Origin of the sequence: Corynebacterium sp. 212_CJEI (assembly GCF_001055915.1) — a bacterium.
In the GTDB taxonomy this organism is placed as follows: domain Bacteria; phylum Actinomycetota; class Actinomycetes; order Mycobacteriales; family Mycobacteriaceae; genus Corynebacterium; species Corynebacterium jeikeium_D.
In genome coordinates, this window is the sequence record NZ_JVPT01000054.1 from 108,486 (window position 1) to 127,568 (window position 19,083).

General features: G+C 58.5%; 13 protein-coding genes. 8 read left to right on the forward strand and 5 right to left on the reverse strand.

What is annotated here, in order from left to right; genetic code table 11:
• The first annotated feature begins 4 nt into the window (after nucleotides 1-4).
• Together ADB02_RS06520 and ADB02_RS06525 are read left to right on the forward strand one after the other, a co-directional pair.
• Entirely contained in the window at nucleotides 5-1,378 is a 1,374-nt protein-coding gene (locus ADB02_RS06520) for a DoxX family membrane protein (RefSeq protein ID WP_241482423.1), read from the forward strand.
• A gap of 75 nt (nucleotides 1,379-1,453) precedes the next feature.
• Nucleotides 1,454-2,338, forward strand: coding sequence for a hypothetical protein (locus ADB02_RS06525; RefSeq protein ID WP_241482424.1), 885 nt, complete (start codon nucleotides 1,454-1,456; stop codon nucleotides 2,336-2,338).
• Between the two features lie 15 nt (nucleotides 2,339-2,353).
• Here ADB02_RS06525 and ilvD read toward each other — a convergent pair whose 3' ends face one another.
• The 3 genes from ilvD to ADB02_RS06540 form a co-directional block, all read right to left on the reverse strand.
• A complete protein-coding gene (ilvD, locus tag ADB02_RS06530; protein WP_049190116.1) occupies nucleotides 2,354-4,198 on the reverse strand; it encodes a dihydroxy-acid dehydratase in 1,845 nt (614 codons plus the stop codon).
• Nucleotides 4,199-4,332: 134 nt separating this feature from the next.
• Entirely contained in the window at nucleotides 4,333-4,851 is a 519-nt protein-coding gene (locus ADB02_RS06535; RefSeq protein ID WP_049190118.1) for a PH domain-containing protein, read from the reverse strand.
• A 57-nt stretch (nucleotides 4,852-4,908) separates the two neighbouring features.
• Nucleotides 4,909-6,564, reverse strand: coding sequence for a mechanosensitive ion channel family protein (locus tag ADB02_RS06540; protein WP_049190143.1), 1,656 nt, complete (start codon nucleotides 6,562-6,564; stop codon nucleotides 4,909-4,911).
• A gap of 374 nt (nucleotides 6,565-6,938) precedes the next feature.
• Here ADB02_RS06540 and ADB02_RS06545 point away from each other — a divergent pair, with 374 nt between their 5' ends.
• The 5 genes from ADB02_RS06545 (at nucleotide 6,939) to serA (ending at nucleotide 14,297) form a co-directional block, all read left to right on the forward strand.
• The gene (locus tag ADB02_RS06545; RefSeq protein ID WP_049190120.1) at nucleotides 6,939-8,849 is read left to right on the forward strand and encodes an acetolactate synthase large subunit; all 1,911 of its coding nucleotides are present in this window, start codon (nucleotides 6,939-6,941) and stop codon (nucleotides 8,847-8,849) included.
• A gap of 34 nt (nucleotides 8,850-8,883) precedes the next feature.
• Nucleotides 8,884-9,387, forward strand: coding sequence for an acetolactate synthase small subunit (gene ilvN / locus ADB02_RS06550; protein ID WP_048735338.1), 504 nt, complete (start codon nucleotides 8,884-8,886; stop codon nucleotides 9,385-9,387).
• A 53-nt stretch (nucleotides 9,388-9,440) separates the two neighbouring features.
• The gene (gene ilvC / locus ADB02_RS06555; protein ID WP_038628558.1) at nucleotides 9,441-10,457 is read left to right on the forward strand and encodes a ketol-acid reductoisomerase; all 1,017 of its coding nucleotides are present in this window, start codon (nucleotides 9,441-9,443) and stop codon (nucleotides 10,455-10,457) included.
• A 281-nt stretch (nucleotides 10,458-10,738) separates the two neighbouring features.
• Entirely contained in the window at nucleotides 10,739-12,463 is a 1,725-nt protein-coding gene (locus ADB02_RS06560) for a hypothetical protein (RefSeq protein WP_049190122.1), read from the forward strand.
• Between the two features lie 238 nt (nucleotides 12,464-12,701).
• A complete protein-coding gene (serA, locus tag ADB02_RS06565; protein ID WP_049190146.1) occupies nucleotides 12,702-14,297 on the forward strand; it encodes a phosphoglycerate dehydrogenase in 1,596 nt (531 codons plus the stop codon).
• A gap of 122 nt (nucleotides 14,298-14,419) precedes the next feature.
• On the opposite strand, the gene ADB02_RS06570 is transcribed toward serA, so the two are convergent.
• The gene (locus ADB02_RS06570) at nucleotides 14,420-15,922 is read right to left on the reverse strand and encodes an acetyl-CoA hydrolase/transferase family protein (RefSeq protein WP_048735346.1); all 1,503 of its coding nucleotides are present in this window, start codon (nucleotides 15,920-15,922) and stop codon (nucleotides 14,420-14,422) included.
• A 151-nt stretch (nucleotides 15,923-16,073) separates the two neighbouring features.
• Nucleotides 16,074-17,150: a GTP-binding protein gene (locus ADB02_RS06575; RefSeq protein WP_049190124.1), complete on the reverse strand. Its 1,077-nt coding sequence runs from the start codon at nucleotides 17,148-17,150 to the stop codon at nucleotides 16,074-16,076.
• Nucleotides 17,151-17,439: 289 nt separating this feature from the next.
• Between ADB02_RS06575 and ADB02_RS06580 the strand changes: the two genes are divergently transcribed.
• A complete protein-coding gene (locus ADB02_RS06580) occupies nucleotides 17,440-18,954 on the forward strand; it encodes an acetyl-CoA hydrolase/transferase family protein (RefSeq protein WP_049190126.1) in 1,515 nt (504 codons plus the stop codon).
• The last annotated feature ends 129 nt before the right edge of the window (nucleotides 18,955-19,083 follow it).

The window sequence follows — 19,083 nt, forward strand, 5'->3', positions numbered from 1 at the left end:
CGATGTGAGCGACTCAGAGAAGTACCCGAACGACCGCGCCCTCGAGAATGTGGAGGACGGATTCGATGACGATCTCGACGTCCCGACCTACCGCAAGCTCGCTGAGCCAATGAACGAAGAAACCAACCGTGATGACAGCGACAACACCGCAACGCAGGTTTTTCCGGGTGTGCCGGAAAAGCGCGTAGCGGAGGAGTCGGAGGCAGACCAAGAAAACCTGACTCCGGAACCTACCGCTGCATCAGAGACAGTGGCAGAGACAGAGGTCGAGCCGAGCTCGGAACCGGAGCCTGAAGTTCAGGATGAGCCGAAGAAGCGCTACGACGCCTACGCCGCTGCAGGCCGCACGGCACCTCAGGTGATTAGCCCTGCCGGTAAGCCTTCGCCGCGGGATGAACAGGCTGAAACTGAGTCAGCGCCCGCGGCTGATAAAGAGTCGGAGGTGGCCCCGGAGTCGGAGGCAACCGAAATCTTTGAGCAGCCGGCTCGTAGTGAGCGCGTTGATTCAGACGAGGATCTCAGCCAGCCGACGCAGGCCTTCTCGGCTTCTGAAGCGGCAGCAGCGTCCGCAGCGGGAGCTACTGCAAATAAGTCGGAAGCACAGCCAGTATTCGACGATGAGGCGGAGCCGACCTATGACTCTTCACGCAATTCCGCTGCTGAGACTCAGTATTTCGATGAATCGGATTTCGCTGAACCGGCTGCGTCCCGCGATACCGCTGGTGCAGCTGGCGCCGCTGGTGTTGCAGGAGCAGGCGTAGGAGCCGCCGGGGCAACTGCTGCTACGACTACCGCCGCTGCTGACGACGATGAAGACACGGACTTCTACGACGACAACGAACCGGAGTTCCGTCGCGGTACCACTGACTTCGGCCTCCTGCTGCTGCGTCTTGGATTGGGCGCGCTACTGCTGGTCCATGGTCTGACAACGCTGCTCGGCTGGGGCAACTCCGGTGGCACCACTGCGCTGGAGACACAGTTTAGCCAGAACAACTTTGCCCTCGGCCCTGTAATGGCCACTGCCATCCCAACGGTTCAGCTTATCGCGGGTGCCCTGCTTATCTTGGGTCTCGCGACACCGCTGGCCGCGGCGTTGGCGCTGGCATTGTCCGCCTACCTCAGCATGTTTGATGTGGCTACCTCTGCCAATGGTGTGAATATCGTTGGCCAGGACTCCAGTAACCTCCAACTACAGCTGTTGATGACCGCCATGGCGCTTGGCTTGCAGTTCACCGGCCCGGGCCGTATCGGCATCGATTTCGGACGCGGCTGGGCTCGTCGACCACTGGCATCGTCGTGGATCTTCGGAATTCTGTCCATCGCCGCAGCAATTGGCCTGTGGTGGCTGACGACCGGCACGCTGCCGTTTGTTGGCTAAGGCGGCTCGCAGCTGCACAAACAGTCGAGCGACCTAAACTAGGTTCTCCGTTAGGGCCGGGGTACAATGCCCCCTATGCCAAAGTCGAGACACGTACTAAAGACCACCCTCGCGGTGGTCTTTTTCATGTCTTCGATAGGCGCTACAACGTCGATTCACTCACCTTCGACAGCCGCTGCCGGCGAGCACAATGAGGTTGCAGCCTCCGTCTCGTCGGCAAGCGCCTGGCCGACTCATGAGGTGAGTCTGCCGCGCATGAACCTCAACGCCGAAGGGTTGATTGAGACTGACCCGCGCACGCAAATGGCGGTGAGCTACGAGCCGGTGGGCGTGGGGTACAGCAGCCAGGCATCGCAACGCCCGCTGCCGGCGCTATCCCTGATTAAGTTGTATATCGGTCAGTATGTGCTCGAACACGGCACTGCCGACGATGCCGAGCGCGTCGAAAAGATGATTTCGCGTTCCGACGACGATTTGGCCGCCGACTTTTACCGGAAGTACCCGGAATCGGTCGATTCCATTGCGACCGAGTACGGCCTGTTCAACACTTCCGGCGGAGAAAAGTGGGGAGTATCGAGGACCACCGCGGAAGATGTGGTGTCTTTTATTTCCCAGCTTCGTCTGAAGCATCCTAATTCTGAGGTGCTCGAGGCGATGCGACACTGGTCGCCGATTGCTGCCGATGGCTATCGACAGAATTTTGGTCTTGCCGGGCTGCCCGGCTCTGAAGGCGCGAAAATGGGCTGGTCCAACCGGCGTTCGTGGCACTCTTCCGTTGTTTTTGGCCCCGGATATGTAATGGCGGCCATTACCGAGGGCGGCAAATATGCACACACCGAGGACGTCGCTGAGGGGATTGCCGACGTCGAGTACCGGGATTTGGTGAAGCCCACGCAGAAGACTGGGCGCAAAGCCACTCTAGAAACGCCAAAGGCCCGTGCGGTAAGCACAGGCCTTTAAACGGGTTTGATCTAGCTAGTCGACAATGCGGATCGCGCCCTTATCCGCACTGGACGCCATCTTGGCGTATGCGCGCAGCGCCTTGGAGACCTTGCGCGGACGCGGCTTGTGCGGAGTAAATGGCTTATCGCGCTTGAGCTCCTCATCGCGACGAGCGGCCAGCTCCTCGTCGGACACCTGAATCTCAAGGCGTCGTTCAGCGACATCGATGTACACCGGGTCGCCGTTGCGGACGAGACCGATTGCACCGCCGGCAGCGGCCTCCGGGGAAACGTGGCCGATAGACAGTCCGGAGGAACCGCCGGAGAAGCGACCATCGGTGACCAGTGCACAGACCTTACCCAGGCCAGCGCCCTTGATGAATGCGGTCGGGTGCAGCATCTCCTGCATGCCCGGGCCGCCGGAAGGACCCTCGTAGATGACAAAGAGAACTTCGCCCGGCTGCAAGGTGCGGTTCAAGATGACCGAGACAGCCTCTTCCTGGCTCTCTACGACACGAGCGGTGCCTTCGAAGTGGAACTGATCCTCGCCGATACCCGCGGTCTTCAGGACAGCACCGTCTTCGGCGATGTTGCCGCGCAGGACACACAGACCGCCTTCCTTCGTGTAGGCGTGGTCGAAGTCGCGAATGCAACCATTTACGGAGTCCGTATCCAGGCTCTCCCAGCGGTTGGACGTGGAGAACGGCTCGGTGGTGCGGACACCGCCAGGGGCTGCGTGGAACAGCTCAATCGCCTCGTCAGTGGCCTTGCCGCCGCGAATATCCCAGTTGTCCAGGTGCTCCTCCAGAGATGGGGAGTGAACGGAGCGGACATTCATTTGCAGCAGGCCCGCGCGGCGCAGTTCGCCGAGGATGGCTGGAATACCGCCGGCGCGGTGGACGTCCTCCATGTAGTAGTCCGAGTTCGGTGCCACCTTGGACAGACAAGGCACGCGGCGGGAAATGGCGTCGATGTCAGAGAGATCGAAGTCGATCTCGCCCTCCTGTGCGGCAGCGAGAATGTGCAGCACAGTGTTGGTGGAACCGCCCATGGCAACGTCGAGCGTCATTGCGTTGACAAAGGCATCGCGGTTGGCGATGTTGCGCGGCAGCACAGACTCGTCACCATCGTGGTAGTAGCTCTTCGCCAGGTCCACAATCAGTTCACCGGCGCGGGTGAACAAATCGCGACGGGCCTGCTGAGTCGCCAGGGTAGAACCGTTGCCCGGCAGGGACAGGCCGAGGGCCTCGGTCAGGCAGTTCATCGAGTTTGCGGTGAACATACCCGAGCACGATCCGCAGGTCGGGCACGCCGAGCGCTCGATGTCGAGTAGGTTCTTGTCATCGACCTTGTCGTTCGCGGATGCAGAAATAGCCGAGATGAGGTCAGAGCCGGGCTTGACGACGCCATCGATAACAACCGAAGATCCCGATTCCATCGGCCCGCCGGAAACGAAGACCACCGGGATATTCAGACGCAGAGCCGCATTGAGCATGCCCGGCGTGATCTTGTCACAGTTGGAAATACAGACCAATGCGTCAGCGGTGTGAGCGTTGACCATGTACTCCACAGAGTCAGCAATAATCTCACGGGACGGCAGCGAGTAGAGCATGCCGTCGTGCCCCATCGCAATTCCGTCATCGACAGCAATGGTGTTGAACTCACGGGGGACACCGCCTGCTGCGGTCACAGCTTCTGCGACGATGTCGCCAACGTCCTTCAGGTGCACGTGCCCCGGAACGAACTGAGTGTAAGAGTTTGCAATTGCGATAATCGGCTTGCCGAAGTCGCTATCGGTCATGCCAGTTGCGCGCCATAGGGAACGCGCACCTGCAGCATTACGGCCGGCAGTGGTGACTTTAGAGCGAAGGGGAATCATGGGGGCTGCCCTTCCTAGATAGGGTGCAAGGTAATTAATTATCCATATTAATCACAAAAAGCCCCTAATGTCTCATTTCGTGGTCACTGGTGTCCGCATAATGAGATTTAGGGGCTTTGTGGACTGCTTATATGTTACTCGGCAGAGGCGTCACCTTTAGCCTTGGCATCAGCCTCAACCTCACTGACCTTCTTCATTACGGAGTGGCCATCGCGGTCGAAAACCTCGACCTTGTCATTTTCCGCCATACGAGCCGAAGCGATCGGATCTGGAATCAGACCGCCAGTGGCTTCCTTCAACTCCGGCAGCGAATTAAAAGAGATGGCCGGCAGGGCGATGCGCTCATCTGACTTGGTTACCGCAAAGGCGCGGCCGCCCTTGTTGAAGAAGATGCCCGCAAAATCGCTCCAGGGCACCGAACGGCGCTTGGACAATAGGTACACCGCAGTGATGCCGCGTGGCCCCACGGTGGTGCGTACTCGGAAAATCCAAAGCGTATAAATCAACGGTGCCAGGAAGGTAATGGCCAGCCACGGGGCAAAACCGGTGGCAATTACACACAGCACGAGCATGAACGCAACGATGAACAGATGCGTCTTCTGTGGGCGAAATCGCTGCGTCGCAATTTTTAGCTGTGGAGTCGAGTCAGTCATGGCCTTTGATTGTAGCGGGTGTTTCGGATTGGCTAATGCGCGGTAGGCAGTTGCGGGTTATTGCGTCCCTGCCGAGTTTGGTTCTGCGTTGTTAGTGGAGTCTGTCGACTGTGATCCGCCAGTGTTCTCGTTGTCGGTGTTGCTCTGAGTAGAGTCTGGCTCGGTGGAGGTGGCGGTCGAAGGTGCGCGGTTCTGCGTGCTCTGAGGCTGCTGTGAAGTCTCGGACGGCTGATTCTGTGATGTCTGAGTCTGCTGTGAAGTCTCGGTGGGCTGCACACTCTGTGTGGTGCTAGTCGGCTGCTTCGATGACTGCGGAGCTGACGACTCTTCCGAGTCCTCTTCCTGTGTCGTTACCCGATCGCTCCACCTGCTCGGTGCTAGCCATCCGGATGGGCCGCCCTCGGTCTCGACCGTCATGAGATTCAAAACGCCGAGGACAATTAGGGTTGCCAAGAGCATGATTGTCGAAACGCGAGCACGTCCACCTGCAGAGAGGATTCGCCGGATTTTCTGGCGCGTCGTGAGCGTCTTCCAGTCAGGGTGGCTAACCAGCTTGCGGATGGCGTTGTTGCTTCCGCTGTCCTCTTGCTCGCGTCGAGCATCATCGAGGTCAGCACCCGCATGCGGCAGGTCGGATCGCTCGTTCCCGTCTTGCTTATCGACGGTCTGAGTTTCCATCAGTTTGGTTTCTGCGGTATCCGGCTGGGCAGTAGTGTCCGCTACCGCTTCGACAACTTCGGTTGGAGCGCTGTCGCCGTCGTCAAGCTGTTGTTTTTTCTCTTGCTTAGCATCGGCCTGCCTGAGCTGTTCGATCATCGTGTCATCGCGGACATGACCGGTGATTTCTTCGGCGGGAGCAAACGGGGTCTGTTGGGCGCGCTCGCCGTAGTCATCCCACCAAGTGTCGATGACTGCGGCGCGGATGGCGCGCTCGATGAGCCATTGGTCGCCCGGTTTGCAGTCGACAATCAAGCGCATAGTGACGGTCCACGGCAGGCCCATAACCGTCGGCGGATTGAGCTCCGTGGAGGACTGCAGCTTGATCTCGGAGAGAACTGCATCCTTGACGGAGTCCAGTGCGATGGCACTCTTGGCGGCGGCGACAGTGCGCTCTTCCAGGTCCTTAATGGAGCCACCGGCGGTCATCGGTACGGGAACTTCAACAACAGCACGGGACCACTGTGAGGAGTAGTTGATACACATGCGTGCCTCGGAGTTCGGCACGATGATTTCCTCGCCGTTGAGGGTTCGGATCGTGGTGGCGCGCAATGTCATATTGACTACGTCACCTTGGACAGTGCCCGAAGGGGAGTGAAACTCTACCCAGTCTCCGATGCCGTACTGCTTCTCGGCGATGATGAACAGTCCGCCAAGGAAGTCGGCGATGACTCCCTGTGCGCCAAAACCAACAGCGGCGGAAACAACCGTCGCGGGGATAGCGGCGGCGGTCAGTGAGATTCCGAATTTCGACAGAATCGCGATGATTAAGACGAAGTATGCAATGACTTCGACGATGTAAACCACAGCGCCAATCAGTGCGCGCCGTCCCTTGGACTGCTCCTCTGAAGAGGAGATGTTTCCGTCCGCAATTGCCAGAACGAAACGTCGGATACGGGGAACAAGAATTAGCAGAATGGCCAGACATGCGATGGCAAGGCCGTTATTGGCCACCCATTGCCATGTCCGTAACAACATGTATTGCAAGAATTCCATGCCATCCACCGTAGGTCGTTCGCCTTAATATGCGCTGAGTTTAAAGGTAAAGAATTATGCATAAAGACGAGCTTTGGACTTGGGGCTTGCGGGGCTCGGGCGTGTAGGGCTCGGGTGTGCAGGCTTGGGTGTGCAGGCTTGGGTGTCCCCGGGGTCGTGGTCGGGGAGTTTCTGGGTAGAGTGATTCCCAAAGTTGGGGCGGGGTTCTCGTTGGAATCGGGTGGGTGCTCGGGGTGTGATACGGGTGGAGTGTCCAATTGGTGGGATTGACTTCTCACTATGTGGACGTTATGGTCGTATTCAACGTCACATTCGTAGCTTCTTAGCGGGAATGTGAGTTGAGTAGTTGCCCACCATGATCCAGGAGCGAAATCGTGAACGCGCACGAGCAGCACACCCCATCGCCCGCCCAATTCGCGGCTAAGGCGCGCACCAGCGCCCCCGAGCGAATTTCTGGTGCACAAGCCATTGTCCGATCCCTTGAAGAGCTTGGTGTCGAGGTAGCCTTCGGTATTCCCGGTGGTGCAGTGCTTCCGCTCTACGATCCGATTTATGACTCGGAGAAGCTTCGCCACGTCCTGGTGCGCCACGAGCAGGGTGCTGGTCACGCAGCCACCGGCTATGCGCAGGTTTCCGGCAAGGTCGGCGTGTGTATTGCCACCTCCGGTCCGGGTGCTACTAACCTGGTCACTCCACTTGCGGATGCTCAGATGGACTCGGTACCGGTCGTTGCCATCACCGGCCAGGTCGGTCGCCCGCTGCTGGGAACCGATGCGTTCCAGGAGGCTGACATTCGCGGCGTGACCATGCCGATTACGAAGCACAACTTCATGGTCACCGAGGCGGAGGACATCCCGCGCGCGCTTGCCGAGGCCTTCCATTTGGCATCCTCTGGTCGTCCGGGGCCGGTTCTGGTGGACGTCCCGAAGGACCTCCAGAACATGATGATTGACTTCACCTGGCCGCCGGAGATTAACCTGCCGGGTTACCGCCCGGTGACAACTCCGCACCAGCGTCAGATTGACGAAGCCGCTGAGATGATTGCTGCGGCAAAGCGTCCGGTGCTCTACATCGGTGGTGGCGTCATCAAAGCCGATGCTTCCAAGGAGCTGGTCGAGTTCGCCGAGCAGACTGGGGTTCCGGTCGTGACCACGCTGATGGCTCGCGGCGCATTCCCGGACTCGCACCCGCTGCACATGGGTATGCCGGGCATGCACGGCAAGGTGTCAGCCGTCGCTGCTCTGCAGAAGTCCGACCTGCTCATCACTATCGGCGCGCGTTTCGACGACCGTGTTACCGGTGATCTGAATTCCTTCGCGCCGAACGCGAAGGTAATCCACGCCGACATTGACCCGGCAGAGATTGGCAAGCTCCGCGAAGTTGATGTTCCCATCGTCGGCGATGCCCGCGAGGTCCTTGCCGCACTTAGCGAGTCCTACACCAAGCTCGGTCTTAGTCGCCCGCAGATTGCCGACTGGCTGAAGCTTCTCGACGGTCTCCGCGACGAGTTCCCCCTCGGGTGGGAAGAGCCCGCTGATGGTGCAATCGCTCCGCAGTTTGTAATTCAGACTCTGTCCGACATCGTTGGTCCAGAGGCCATCTATGCCGCTGGCGTCGGCCAGCACCAGATGTGGGCAGCGCAGTTCGTCCAGTACGAGAACCCGCGCACCTGGCTTAACTCCGGTGGTGCCGGCACGATGGGCTACTCAATCCCGGCTGCGATGGGTGCCAAGGCGGCTGCTCCAGAAAAGGAAGTCTGGGCCATCGACGGTGATGGTTGCTTCCAGATGACCAATCAAGAGCTGACCACCTGTGCAATGGAAGGTTTTCCCATCAAGGTTGCCTTGATTAACAACGGTAATCTGGGCATGGTTCGTCAGTGGCAGACGCTGTTCTACGATCAGCGCTACTCCAACACCAAGCTGCGCCCGGAGGATAACTCCTACCTGCCGGACTTCGTCCAGCTCTCCGAGGGGCTTGGCTGCGTGGCGATCCGCGTGACCAAGAAGGAAGATGTCGCGGCGGCGATTAAGAAGGCACGCGAGATTAATGACCGACCGGTGGTTATTGACTTCATTGTCGGTGAGGATGCTCAGGTGTGGCCGATGGTGGCAGCTGGCAAGTCCAATGATGAGGTCGAATACGCCCGCGGTCTGCGCCCGCTGTTCAACGATGAGAATTCAGCAGCTGAGGCCCCGGCTGACATCCACGGCACTGTTGTGGACAACGCCGAGGACGCCGCGAAGCAGCCCGACGCTAACCACCCGTCCATGAAGACCCGCTAATCGGGATCCGAAGCAACAGGAAGTGAGTCCCAAAATGGCTGAACTGCACACTCTATCCGTGTTGACCCTCGATGAGCCGGGTATTCTGGTCCGCATTGCGGGCATGTTCACCCGTCGAGGTTTCAGCATCCAGTCGATTACCTCGGGTGAAACTGAGACCGAGGGAGTCAACCGCATCACCGTCGTGGTTGAGACGGAGACGCTGCCGATCGAACAGATCACTAAGCAGCTGAACAAGCTGGTGCCCGTGCTGAAAGTGGTCCGCCAGCCCCCAGAGACCATGGTGTCGCGCGGACTGCTGATGGTGAAGGTTTCCTGCGACAACACCAATCGTCCGCAGGTAGTCGATGCCGCCAATCTCTTCCGTGCCCGTGTGGTGGACGTTTCTCAAGAGTCTGTCATCATTGAGGCGACGGGTGAGCGCTCGAAGCTTGTAGCCCTGCTGGAGGTCCTCGAGCCGTTTGGTATCCGTGAGCTCATTCAGTCCGGTACCGTCGCAATGGCACGTGGGCCGAAGCCGATGCTCCAGGCCCGCTAACAACTCAACGCTAAGATTTTTAACGAATCCGATTCGAAAAGAGGCTAACTTTAATGGCTATTGAACTGCTGTACGACGACGATGCTGATCTGTCCATCATCCAGGGACGTAAGGTCGCAATCCTGGGCTACGGTTCCCAGGGCCACGCTCACGCTCAGAACCTGCGCGAGTCCGGTGTCGAGGTTGTTATCGGTCTGCGTGAAGGTTCCAAGTCCGCTGTGAAAGCCCAGGAAGCTGGCTTCGAGGTTAAGTCCAACGCAGATGCCGCTGCATGGGCAGACGTCATTATGGTGCTGGTTCCGGACACCACCCAGGCAAAGGTTTACAGCGAGGACATCGAGCCGAACCTGAAGGACGGCGACGCGCTGTTCTTCGGCCACGGTCTGAACATCCACTTCGACCTCATCAAGCCGGCTGACAACATCACCGTCGGTATGGTTGCTCCGAAGGGCCCGGGTCACCTGGTTCGTCGTCAGTTTGTCGATGGCAAGGGCGTTCCGTGCCTGATTGCTGTTGACCAGGATCCGAAGGGCGAGGGCCGCGACCTGGCTCTGTCCTACGCTGCAGCTATCGGTGGCGCCCGCGCTGGCGTTATCCCGACCACCTTCGAGGCAGAGACTGTGACTGACCTCTTCGGTGAGCAGGCTGTTCTTTGTGGCGGCACCGAGGAACTGGTCAAGGTCGGTTTCGAAGTTCTGGTTGAAGCTGGCTACGAGCCGGAGATGGCATACTTCGAGTGCCTGCACGAGCTGAAGCTGATTGTTGACCTGATGTTCGAGGGCGGTATTGCCAACATGAACTACTCGGTCTCCGACACCGCTGAGTTCGGTGGCTACCTGTCTGGCCCGCGCGTTATTACCGCTGATACCAAGCAGCACATGCGCGAGATTCTGTCTGACATTCAGGACGGCACCTTCACCAAGCGCCTGATTGCCAACGTCGAGGGCGGCAACAAGGAGCTCGAGGACCTGCGCGCTTCCTACAACAACCACCAGATTGAAGAGGTCGGCTCCAAGCTGCGCGACCTGATGAGCTGGGTTAAGGTCGACGCTCGCGCTGAGACTGCCTAAGTTTGTTGCTTAAGCGAATCCCTCGCTTGTTCGCGAAGTAGGGCTTCATCACTGAGCTTCACCGCCGTGATGAGGCCCTTTTCGTATCTCTCTTACTAGTTTTCTTTCACTGAACCGTGTGGGGTAGACGTGTGGAATAAACGTCTGAGCTAAAAGCAACTACTGCCAAACGGGTGTAGCCCCAGTCCTATCCGGGGTTCTAATCTGGGTTGAAAGGTCTCCCTCAACAAAGACGTTCGATAGTCTAATCGTTGAAATCAAATCATTTCACGGAGGTAAATGTGCGAGTATCCGCAATGACGCGGCGCGTGACGGCAACCGTTGCCCTGACGGTCAGCCTGGCGTTGGGGTCAAGCGCCTTGGTCGCGTGTGGAAATTCCGACAGCGCTGTTTCCACGAAGAAGGTGGACGCTGAATCGACGGTGCTTAGCGACGACATCGCAGCGTCGGAAAGTCTGATCGACAGTTCGGAAGCGGTTGTCGTTTCCTCGGCTGGCTCTGCTGAGCAGCGTAGGGCGGCAGGCATCGCGGTTGCTGCTGGTCTGCCGATGCTAGTGGCTGGTTCTGCCGAAGATGCGGAAGATGACACTACTGCCAAGAGCCCGAAGAAGGATGCTCGTGGCCGTGATACTGGCGCCGATATCGCCGATGTGGAAAAAGAGATTGACCGCCTGGGCGCAAAGACAGTCCTTACTGTGGGGGCAGTTGACCTGACTGGCGAAGAGGGCCGTCAGATCATTGCCGATCCGGGTACGACCGATGGCCTTAAGGAGCTCGTCGGTACCGAGTTTAAGGTTCTCAAGGAGACGGAGTCGAAGCCGACTCGCGCTGTCGTTGAGATGGATCCGGAGAAGCCAACTGTCGTCGAGGGCGATGCAACGAAGGATGGGGCAGCCAACCAGGAGGCTCAGGATCGCGCCAGCGATGGGCAGGACGACAAGGGACAGGAGAGCGTCACCCTGCCGAAGGGATCTCCGAAGGAGGTCAAGGACAAATTGGCACTGGCCGCACCGGGTACCGGTTTGGCCTCCATTGCTACGGCCCGTGCCGCTGGCCTGAAGGTCAGTTGGTTGCCGGTGGGCGACGCGCGTGCTACCTCTGAGTCGATTTCCGCTGCTCGCGACGGCGAGTCCCTGATTGCTCTGGGTAAGGTTTTCGGCGATAAGGACAAGTTTGATCAGTCCATCGAGCTTGCCAAAGATGACAAGGTCAAGGAGCTGCCAGGTGGAGGCACACTGCTGTTCCCCGGCCGTCATCTGATTGCAACGTATGGTCACCCAGGTGTCGCTCCATTGGGCGTGATGGGCGAGGATGATCCGGAGGATGCCGTCGCACGTGCGAAGGACTACGTCAAGCAGTACGAGAAGTTCGCTGATGACCCGGTACTGCCGGCCTTCGAGATTATCGCTTCGGTCGCGCAGGCTGACCCAGGTCCACGCGGTGACTACTCCGAGCCGGCTCCGGTTGAGACTCTGAAGCCGTACGTCGAGGCAATGACCAAGGCCGGCGGCTACGTCATCATCGACCTGCAGCCGGGTAGTGCGGACTTCCTGGACCAGGCCAAGTTCTACGAAGAACTGCTGAAGATGCCAAACGTCGGTCTGGCGCTGGATCCGGAGTGGAAGATGGAACCGGGGCAGGTTCCGGCGACCCAGGTTGGTCACGTTAAGGCTGAAGAAGTCAACCGCGTTGCTGATTGGCTGGCTGAGCTGACTCGTAAGAACAACCTTCCGCAGAAGATGCTGATGCTGCACCAGTTCCAGCTACAGATGATTCGCGACCGCGAGACGCTGGATCTGTCGCACCCGGAGCTCGCATTCGTTCTGCATGCCGACGGCCATGGCACCGCGCAGGAGAAGTTTGAGACCTGGAACGTCATGCTGCAGGATTTGCAGCCGGAGATTTTCGAGGCGTGGAAGAACTTCATCGACGAGGATCAGCCGATGTTTACTCCTGAGGAGACCATGAACATCGAGCCGCGTCCGTGGTTGGTTACGTACCAGTAGGTTATAGACCAGCAGAAATAAAAATATAACGCGAAATATTTGCCGACTTGAATGTCGGGGGCAACGGCGCTTACTCCCTAAACAAAGGGTAGTAAGCGCCGTTTTGCTTAGGTAAGTCCCCCCGTGTCTCACCCCCAGAGTTTATGATGAGACGTAATGCGCGTGCACGCTTTAGTAGTTTTCTTAAGTGACACCGCACATACTGCATAAACTTTTCGAGACAAACCAGGAGATGCTTGTGAGCCAGAACGCTCGCCCCGTTGTCCTCATCGCCGACAAGCTGGCACAGTCCACTGTGGACGCATTGGGGGATTCCGTTGAGGTCCGTTGGGTAGATGGCCCGAACCGCGCTGAGCTCCTGGCTGCGGTTGGTGATGCTGACGCACTTCTCGTCCGCTCCGCTACCACCGTGGATCAGGAAGTCCTCGAGGCTGCTCCGAATCTGAAGATTGTCGGCCGCGCCGGCGTTGGCCTGGATAACGTCGACATCGATACCGCTACCAAGCGCGGCGTCATGGTTGTCAACGCTCCGACCTCTAATATTCACTCTGCATGTGAGCACGCAATCGCACTGCTGCTGGCCACCGCTCGCCAGCTGCCGGCTGCGGACGCGTCCCTGCGTGAGGGGGAGTGGAAGCGCTCTTCCTTCAAGGGTGTCGAAATCTTCGGCAAGACCGTCGGTATCGTCGGTTTCGGTCACATCGGCCAGCTGTTTGCGCAGCGTCTCGCTGCTTTCGAGACCAACATCATTGCGTACGATCCGTACGCGAACCCGGCCCGTGCTGCTCAGCTCGGTGTTGAGCTGGTTGAGCTGGAAGACCTGATGGCTCGCGCTGATTTCGTGACCATCCACCTGCCGAAGACCAAGGAAACCGCTGGCATGTTCGATGCTGAGCTCCTGGGCAAGGCCAAGAAGGGCCAGATCATCATCAACGCTGCCCGCGGCGGTCTCGTCGACGAGCAGGCGCTTGCCGACGCGATCAAGGCAGGCAACATCCGCGGTGCTGGCTTCGACGTATACGCGACCGAGCCGTGCACGGATTCCCCGCTGTTTGGTCTGCCGGAAACTGTTTGTGCTCCGCACCTGGGTGCCTCCACCGTTGAGGCTCAGGACCGTGCGGGTACCGATGTCGCTAAGTCCGTGCTGCTGGCACTGGCTGGCGAGTTCGTCCCGGATGCTGTCAACGTTTCCGGTGGCGCTGTCGGTGAAGAGGTGGCCCTGTGGCTCGAGCTGGCTCGTGAGCTGGGGCTGGTTGCTGGCGGTCTGCTCGAGGGCGCTCCGGCCGCTGTTGAGGTCACCGCTCGCGGTGAGCTGCACACTGAGGACGTTAACGTTCTGGGTATGGCAGCAATCCGTGGACTGTTCTCTCTCATGGTGGAAGAACCGGTCACTTTCGTCAACGCTCCGCGTATCGCAGAAGAGCGTGGTGTGACCTTCACTGTCGAGACCGAGCCGGAGTCCGTCTCCCACCGCTCCGTACTCGAGGTCAAGGTCATCGGTGCTGATGGCTCCACCGCTACCGTCGTTGGTGCTCTCACTGGCCTGAACCGCGTCGAGAAGATTGTCCGTATCAATGGCCGCGGCATCGACATGCGCGCTCAGGGCCGTAACCTCTTCCTGCTGTACAACGACGTTCCGGGCGCTCTGGGTCGCGTTGCTACCACCCTGGGTGAGTCCGGCATCAACATCGAGGCTGCTGCTCTGTCTCCGCAGGAAGCAGATCAGACTGCCATCCTGGTGCTGCGCGTTTCCAAGGAGGTTCCGGAGGAGCTCGTCGGAAAGATTACCGAGGAGATCTCCGCTACCCACGCTCTGCAGCTCGAGCTGGACTAGTTCTGAGCGCCTAGGCGTTTTAGAGCTAGTCTCTAGCGCAGCTTCTACTGCATGAAAAAATCCCCTCCGCATGGAGGGGATTTTTGTTTCCCAGCTGATCTATGCAGCCGTAGCCCTACTGCCTAGCCCTTCATCGAGCCCTTCTCAATCATGTTGACGTGGAAGTCGAAGGCAGTACGCAGGTCGTGCGGGGTAGACATGCCCGGAGCGGTCTTCAGCGCGCGCTCGTAGTACTCCTCCAACAGTGGCTGGTACTCCGGGTGTGCAACGGAAATCATCTTCGCCACGCGGTCACGCGGTGCCAGGCCACGCAGGTCAGCGAATCCACGCTCGGTGATGATGACCATGGCGTCGTGCTCGGTGTGGTCAATGTGCGAAGCGAACGGAACGATAGTCGAAATCGCACCGTCCTTCGCCAGCGACGGCGAGATGAACGAGGAAACGAAGGCGTTACGGGTGAAGTCACCGGAACCACCGATGCCGTTCATCATGCGGCTGCCGTTGATGTGGGTGGAGTTGACGTTGCCGTAGATGTCGGCCTCAATCATGCCGTTGGTGGCGATTAGGCCGACGCGACGGACAACCTCCGGGTGGTTAGAAATCTGCTGCGGGCGCAGAATGATGTTCTCGCGGTAGCGAGCAGCCTCGTTGTTCATACGCTCGGCCGCTTCCGGAGACAGGGAGAAGGAGGTAGCCGAAGCGACGGTCATCTTACCTGCGTCAATCAGGTCGATCATGCCGTCCTGAATAACCTCGGTGTAGGCCTTGATGTTCTCAAACTTGGAGTCCAACAGACCCGCCATCACGGCGTTCGGAACGTTACCGACGCCCGACTGCATGATGTACTGGTCGTAAGCCAGGCGACCCGCGCGAACTTCGCCCTCGAGGAAGTCGAGGAAATGGCCGGCAATAGCCTTCGAGGTCTCATCCAACGGCTTGAACGGGGAGTTGCGGTCCGGCGCGTTGGTCTCGACAACTGCGACAACCTTGTCCAGGTTGATGTCGATGTAAGGGGTACCAATGCGGTCACCCGGGGCGTTGATCGGCACCGGCGTGCGGTTAGGCAGGTGCTGAATGCGGTAGATGTCGTGCATGCCCTCGAGTTCCTCGGACTGCCACGAGTTGACCTCGATGATGATCTTGTCAGCGTTGTCCATCCACTCGACGTTGTTGCCAACGCTTGACGACGGAACGAGGTGTCCATCTTCCGTAATACGAGTGACCTCAACAATTGCGGCGTCAATCGGCAGGAAGCCCTGCTCGATGTACAGCGCGGAGTGGGAGAGGTGGATGTCCTGGTACTTCGCCTTGCCGGAGTTGATGGACTTACGCAGTGCCGGATCGCCCTGGTACGGCATGCGGTAGCGAATGATGTCAGCTTCTGCCATCACGCCGTCACAGTCTGGGGCAGTGGAAGCGCCTGTGTAGATGTCGACAGCGAACTCTTCACCCTTGGCGTGAAGTTCCTTGCCACGGTTTGCCAGCGCAGTCGGCAGGGCCTTCGGGTAGCCAGCACCGGTGAAGCCAGAGATGCCGAGGGCATCACCATGATTGATAAACTGTGCAGCCTCGTCGGCGGTCATTACCTTGCCGCGCAAACCGGCATGTGCGATGCGATCAGACATGTCATCTCCTAGATAGACTGTTCGACTTTAGTTTTGTCGCCTAACCTAGCATGCGCTAACAGTGTGTTGCCACACCCGCAGGTTGAGAAGTGATTTATGACACTCTGATCGCTTCAGCGGGTCGTTTATCGGCGCTCTTCCAGGGGCTTTGTTACAGCAATTCCCGCACTTCTTCGTCAGTCAGCATGGCATCCTCGAATGCCTGCAGTGTGGCCTCTGGGTTAAATTTCACACCGATGAGTACGACCTCATTGGATGGTGGGACATCGGTCTGCGCCCACATGACGGCAGGGGTGATTTTCAGGTTCGGCCCCGCCTGACTCCACACGTGGGCGACTTCGAGGCGGTCGGAAATCCAGCAGTGCCCCTTGGATCGTACGAGCCCCTTTGTGCCGCGGAGAGCCTTAATCAGTCGTTCGCGGTCGAAGGGGCGGTTGCCTCGGAAAACAACCGAAGAAATGCCGTATTCTTCAGTCTCCGGCGTGTGGGGATTCGCAAGTTCTTCTGCATATCCGTGGAAAGTGGCCGCGGTACCTTCGTCGTAAAGCGATGCGTCGAGAATGGCAGAGGTGGCGATTTCGCCGTTAGTCACGCGGACGATGCGTGCGCGGGGGTTCATTGCGCGGATAGTTTCCTCGGTACCGCCGGTGAGCTTTTCGCCGGCGAGGTCGGATTTGGTGATGAGGATGAGATCGGCGAATTCCACCTGGTCGACGAGGAGGTCGGCGACCGTGCGTTCGTCGTCAGGCAGCGCGCGACCCTGGCGGAGACTGTCGAGGAATGTAGAGGCGTCGACGAGCGTGACCATCGTGTCGATGGGGGCGATGTCGGCGAGGCGACGGCCGTCGTCGAATTCCCACTCGAAGGTAGCGGCGACTGGCATGGGCTCGGAGATGCCGGTGGATTCGATGACGATGTGCTCGAACTTGCCGCTGCGCGCGAGCTTGCCGACGTTTTCAACGAGGTCATCTCGCAGCGTGCAGCAGATGCAGCCGTTGGACATTTCGATGAAACGGTCCTCGCCGCGCTCGAGATATGTGCCCTGCTCGATGAGGGCGGCGTCGACGTTGACTTCCGAGAAGTCGTTGACGATGACCGCGATTTTGCGCCCCTGTGAGTTTGCCAGGAGGTTGTTCAGGAGGGTGGTCTTGCCGGCGCCCAGGAATCCGGACAGGACGGTGACGGGAGTGGTCTGTGTGGTGCTATCAGAAAATTCGGTAGAAGTCACCCGACAAGATTAGCGTACTGAAAATGATTATCAATAACTACTGCGCGAATTGGGCTATGTGAGGGGTTGTAAATGTGTCGCATGGCTGATTGTCGACCAGTTGTGACGTAGGGCATAAAACGGTGTTGTAGTCGGCTTTAGTGACGTATGGAATGTGCCTAAAATGGGGGCGCTTTCGGGCATCTGAATGAAAGGCGCTAACCGCTTCGTTGATAGGGTTGGGGGTGTGCTTTGGTGTTCGAAGTGCTACCCCCGATAGTCGCGTTGGGGGATATAGAAAGGTGAATTCATGTCAGATCGTATTGCCCATGCTGGTCTCAAATCCAAGGTGATGACCGCGCAGGAGGCGGCGCAGTTCATCAACCACGGAGACATGGTGGGCTTTGCCGGATTTACCGGTGCTGGCTACCCGAAGGTTGTCCCGCCGGCTCTCGCTGAGCGTATGGAGGCCGCTCACGAGCGTGGCGACGAGTTTAAGATTAAGGTCTTGACCGGCGCGTCTACCGCTCCGGAACTTGATGGTGCGCTGGCGAAGGCCAATGGTGTTGAGTGGCGTATGCCGTACCAGTCCGACCCGGGAATGCGTAACCGTATTAATGCAGGCGATGCCTTCTATAGTGATATTCACCTGTCGCACTCTGGCCCGATGACTGAGCAGGGCTTCTTTGGCCCGGTCAATGTTGCCGTGGTCGAAGCTGTTCGCATTAAGGCCGATGGCTCCCTGATTCTTTCCTCTTCGGTTGGTAACAGCATTTCTTACCTCAATGCTGCAGAGAAGATCATTATTGAGGTCAACTCCTGGCAGTCCGAGGATCTCGAGGGTATGCACGACATCTACAGTGTCGGCCTGCCTCCGAACCGTAAGGAGATTCCGATTGTGAACCCGGGGGACCGCATCGGTACTCCGGATGTTCAGATCGATGTCGATAAGGTTGTCGCTGTCGTCGAGACGAACGCCGAGGACCGTAACTCGCCGTTCAAGTCGCTGGACGATGACTCTAAGGCCATTGCCGGCTACCTGCTCGACTTCCTCGATGGGGAGGTCAAGGCCGGTCGTCTGCCGGAGAACCTGCTGCCGATGCAGTCGGGTGTCGGTAACATTCCGAACGCCGTTCTCGCAGGTCTGCTCGACTCCAAGTATGAGAACCTGACCTCTTTTACTGAGGTTATCCAGGACGGCATGGTCGATCTGATGGATGCTGGCAAGCTGACCGTGGCTTCCGGTACTGCATTCTCGCTGTCTCCTGAATATGCAGCTCGTATGAACGAGAATGCCGCTGACTACCGTGAGAAGATCGTTCTGCGTCCGCAGGACATCTCCAATAACCCGGGTCTGGTCCGCCGCATGGGGCTGATTACCACCAACGGCATGATTGAGGCTGACATCTACGGCAACGTCAACTCCACCCACGTAGCTGGTTCGCGCATGATGAACGGCATTGGTGGTTCCGGTGACTTCACCCGTAACGCCTATATCTCCACCTTCGTGTCGCCGTCGCTGGCGAAGAATGGCGATATTTCCGCAATCGTGCCGATGGTCTCTCATGTTGACCACACTGAGCATGACGTGATGGTCATCATCACTGAGCAGGGCCTGGCTGACCTCCGTGGGCTGGCGCCGCGTCAGCGTTCCCGTGTTGTCATTGAGAAGTGTGCGCACCCGATGTACAAGGAGGCGCTGCTCGAATACGTTGAGCGTGCTGAGAGGGCCACCCCGTACCTGCATACTCCGCATGACCTGGGTACTTCTTATGACTTCCACCGTCGTTTCCTCGAAAACGGTTCCATGAAGCCGGTCGACTAGGTTTCTAGTGCGGTTCCCGCTTTACGACGAAGTTTGCGTCGTAGGGCGGGATTTTCTTTCGGCTTTAGTTCGAAATAGTGTTCGAATAATGTGGAGATTTTTGGGGTGCGCAGCGGTTTGAATCCGGGG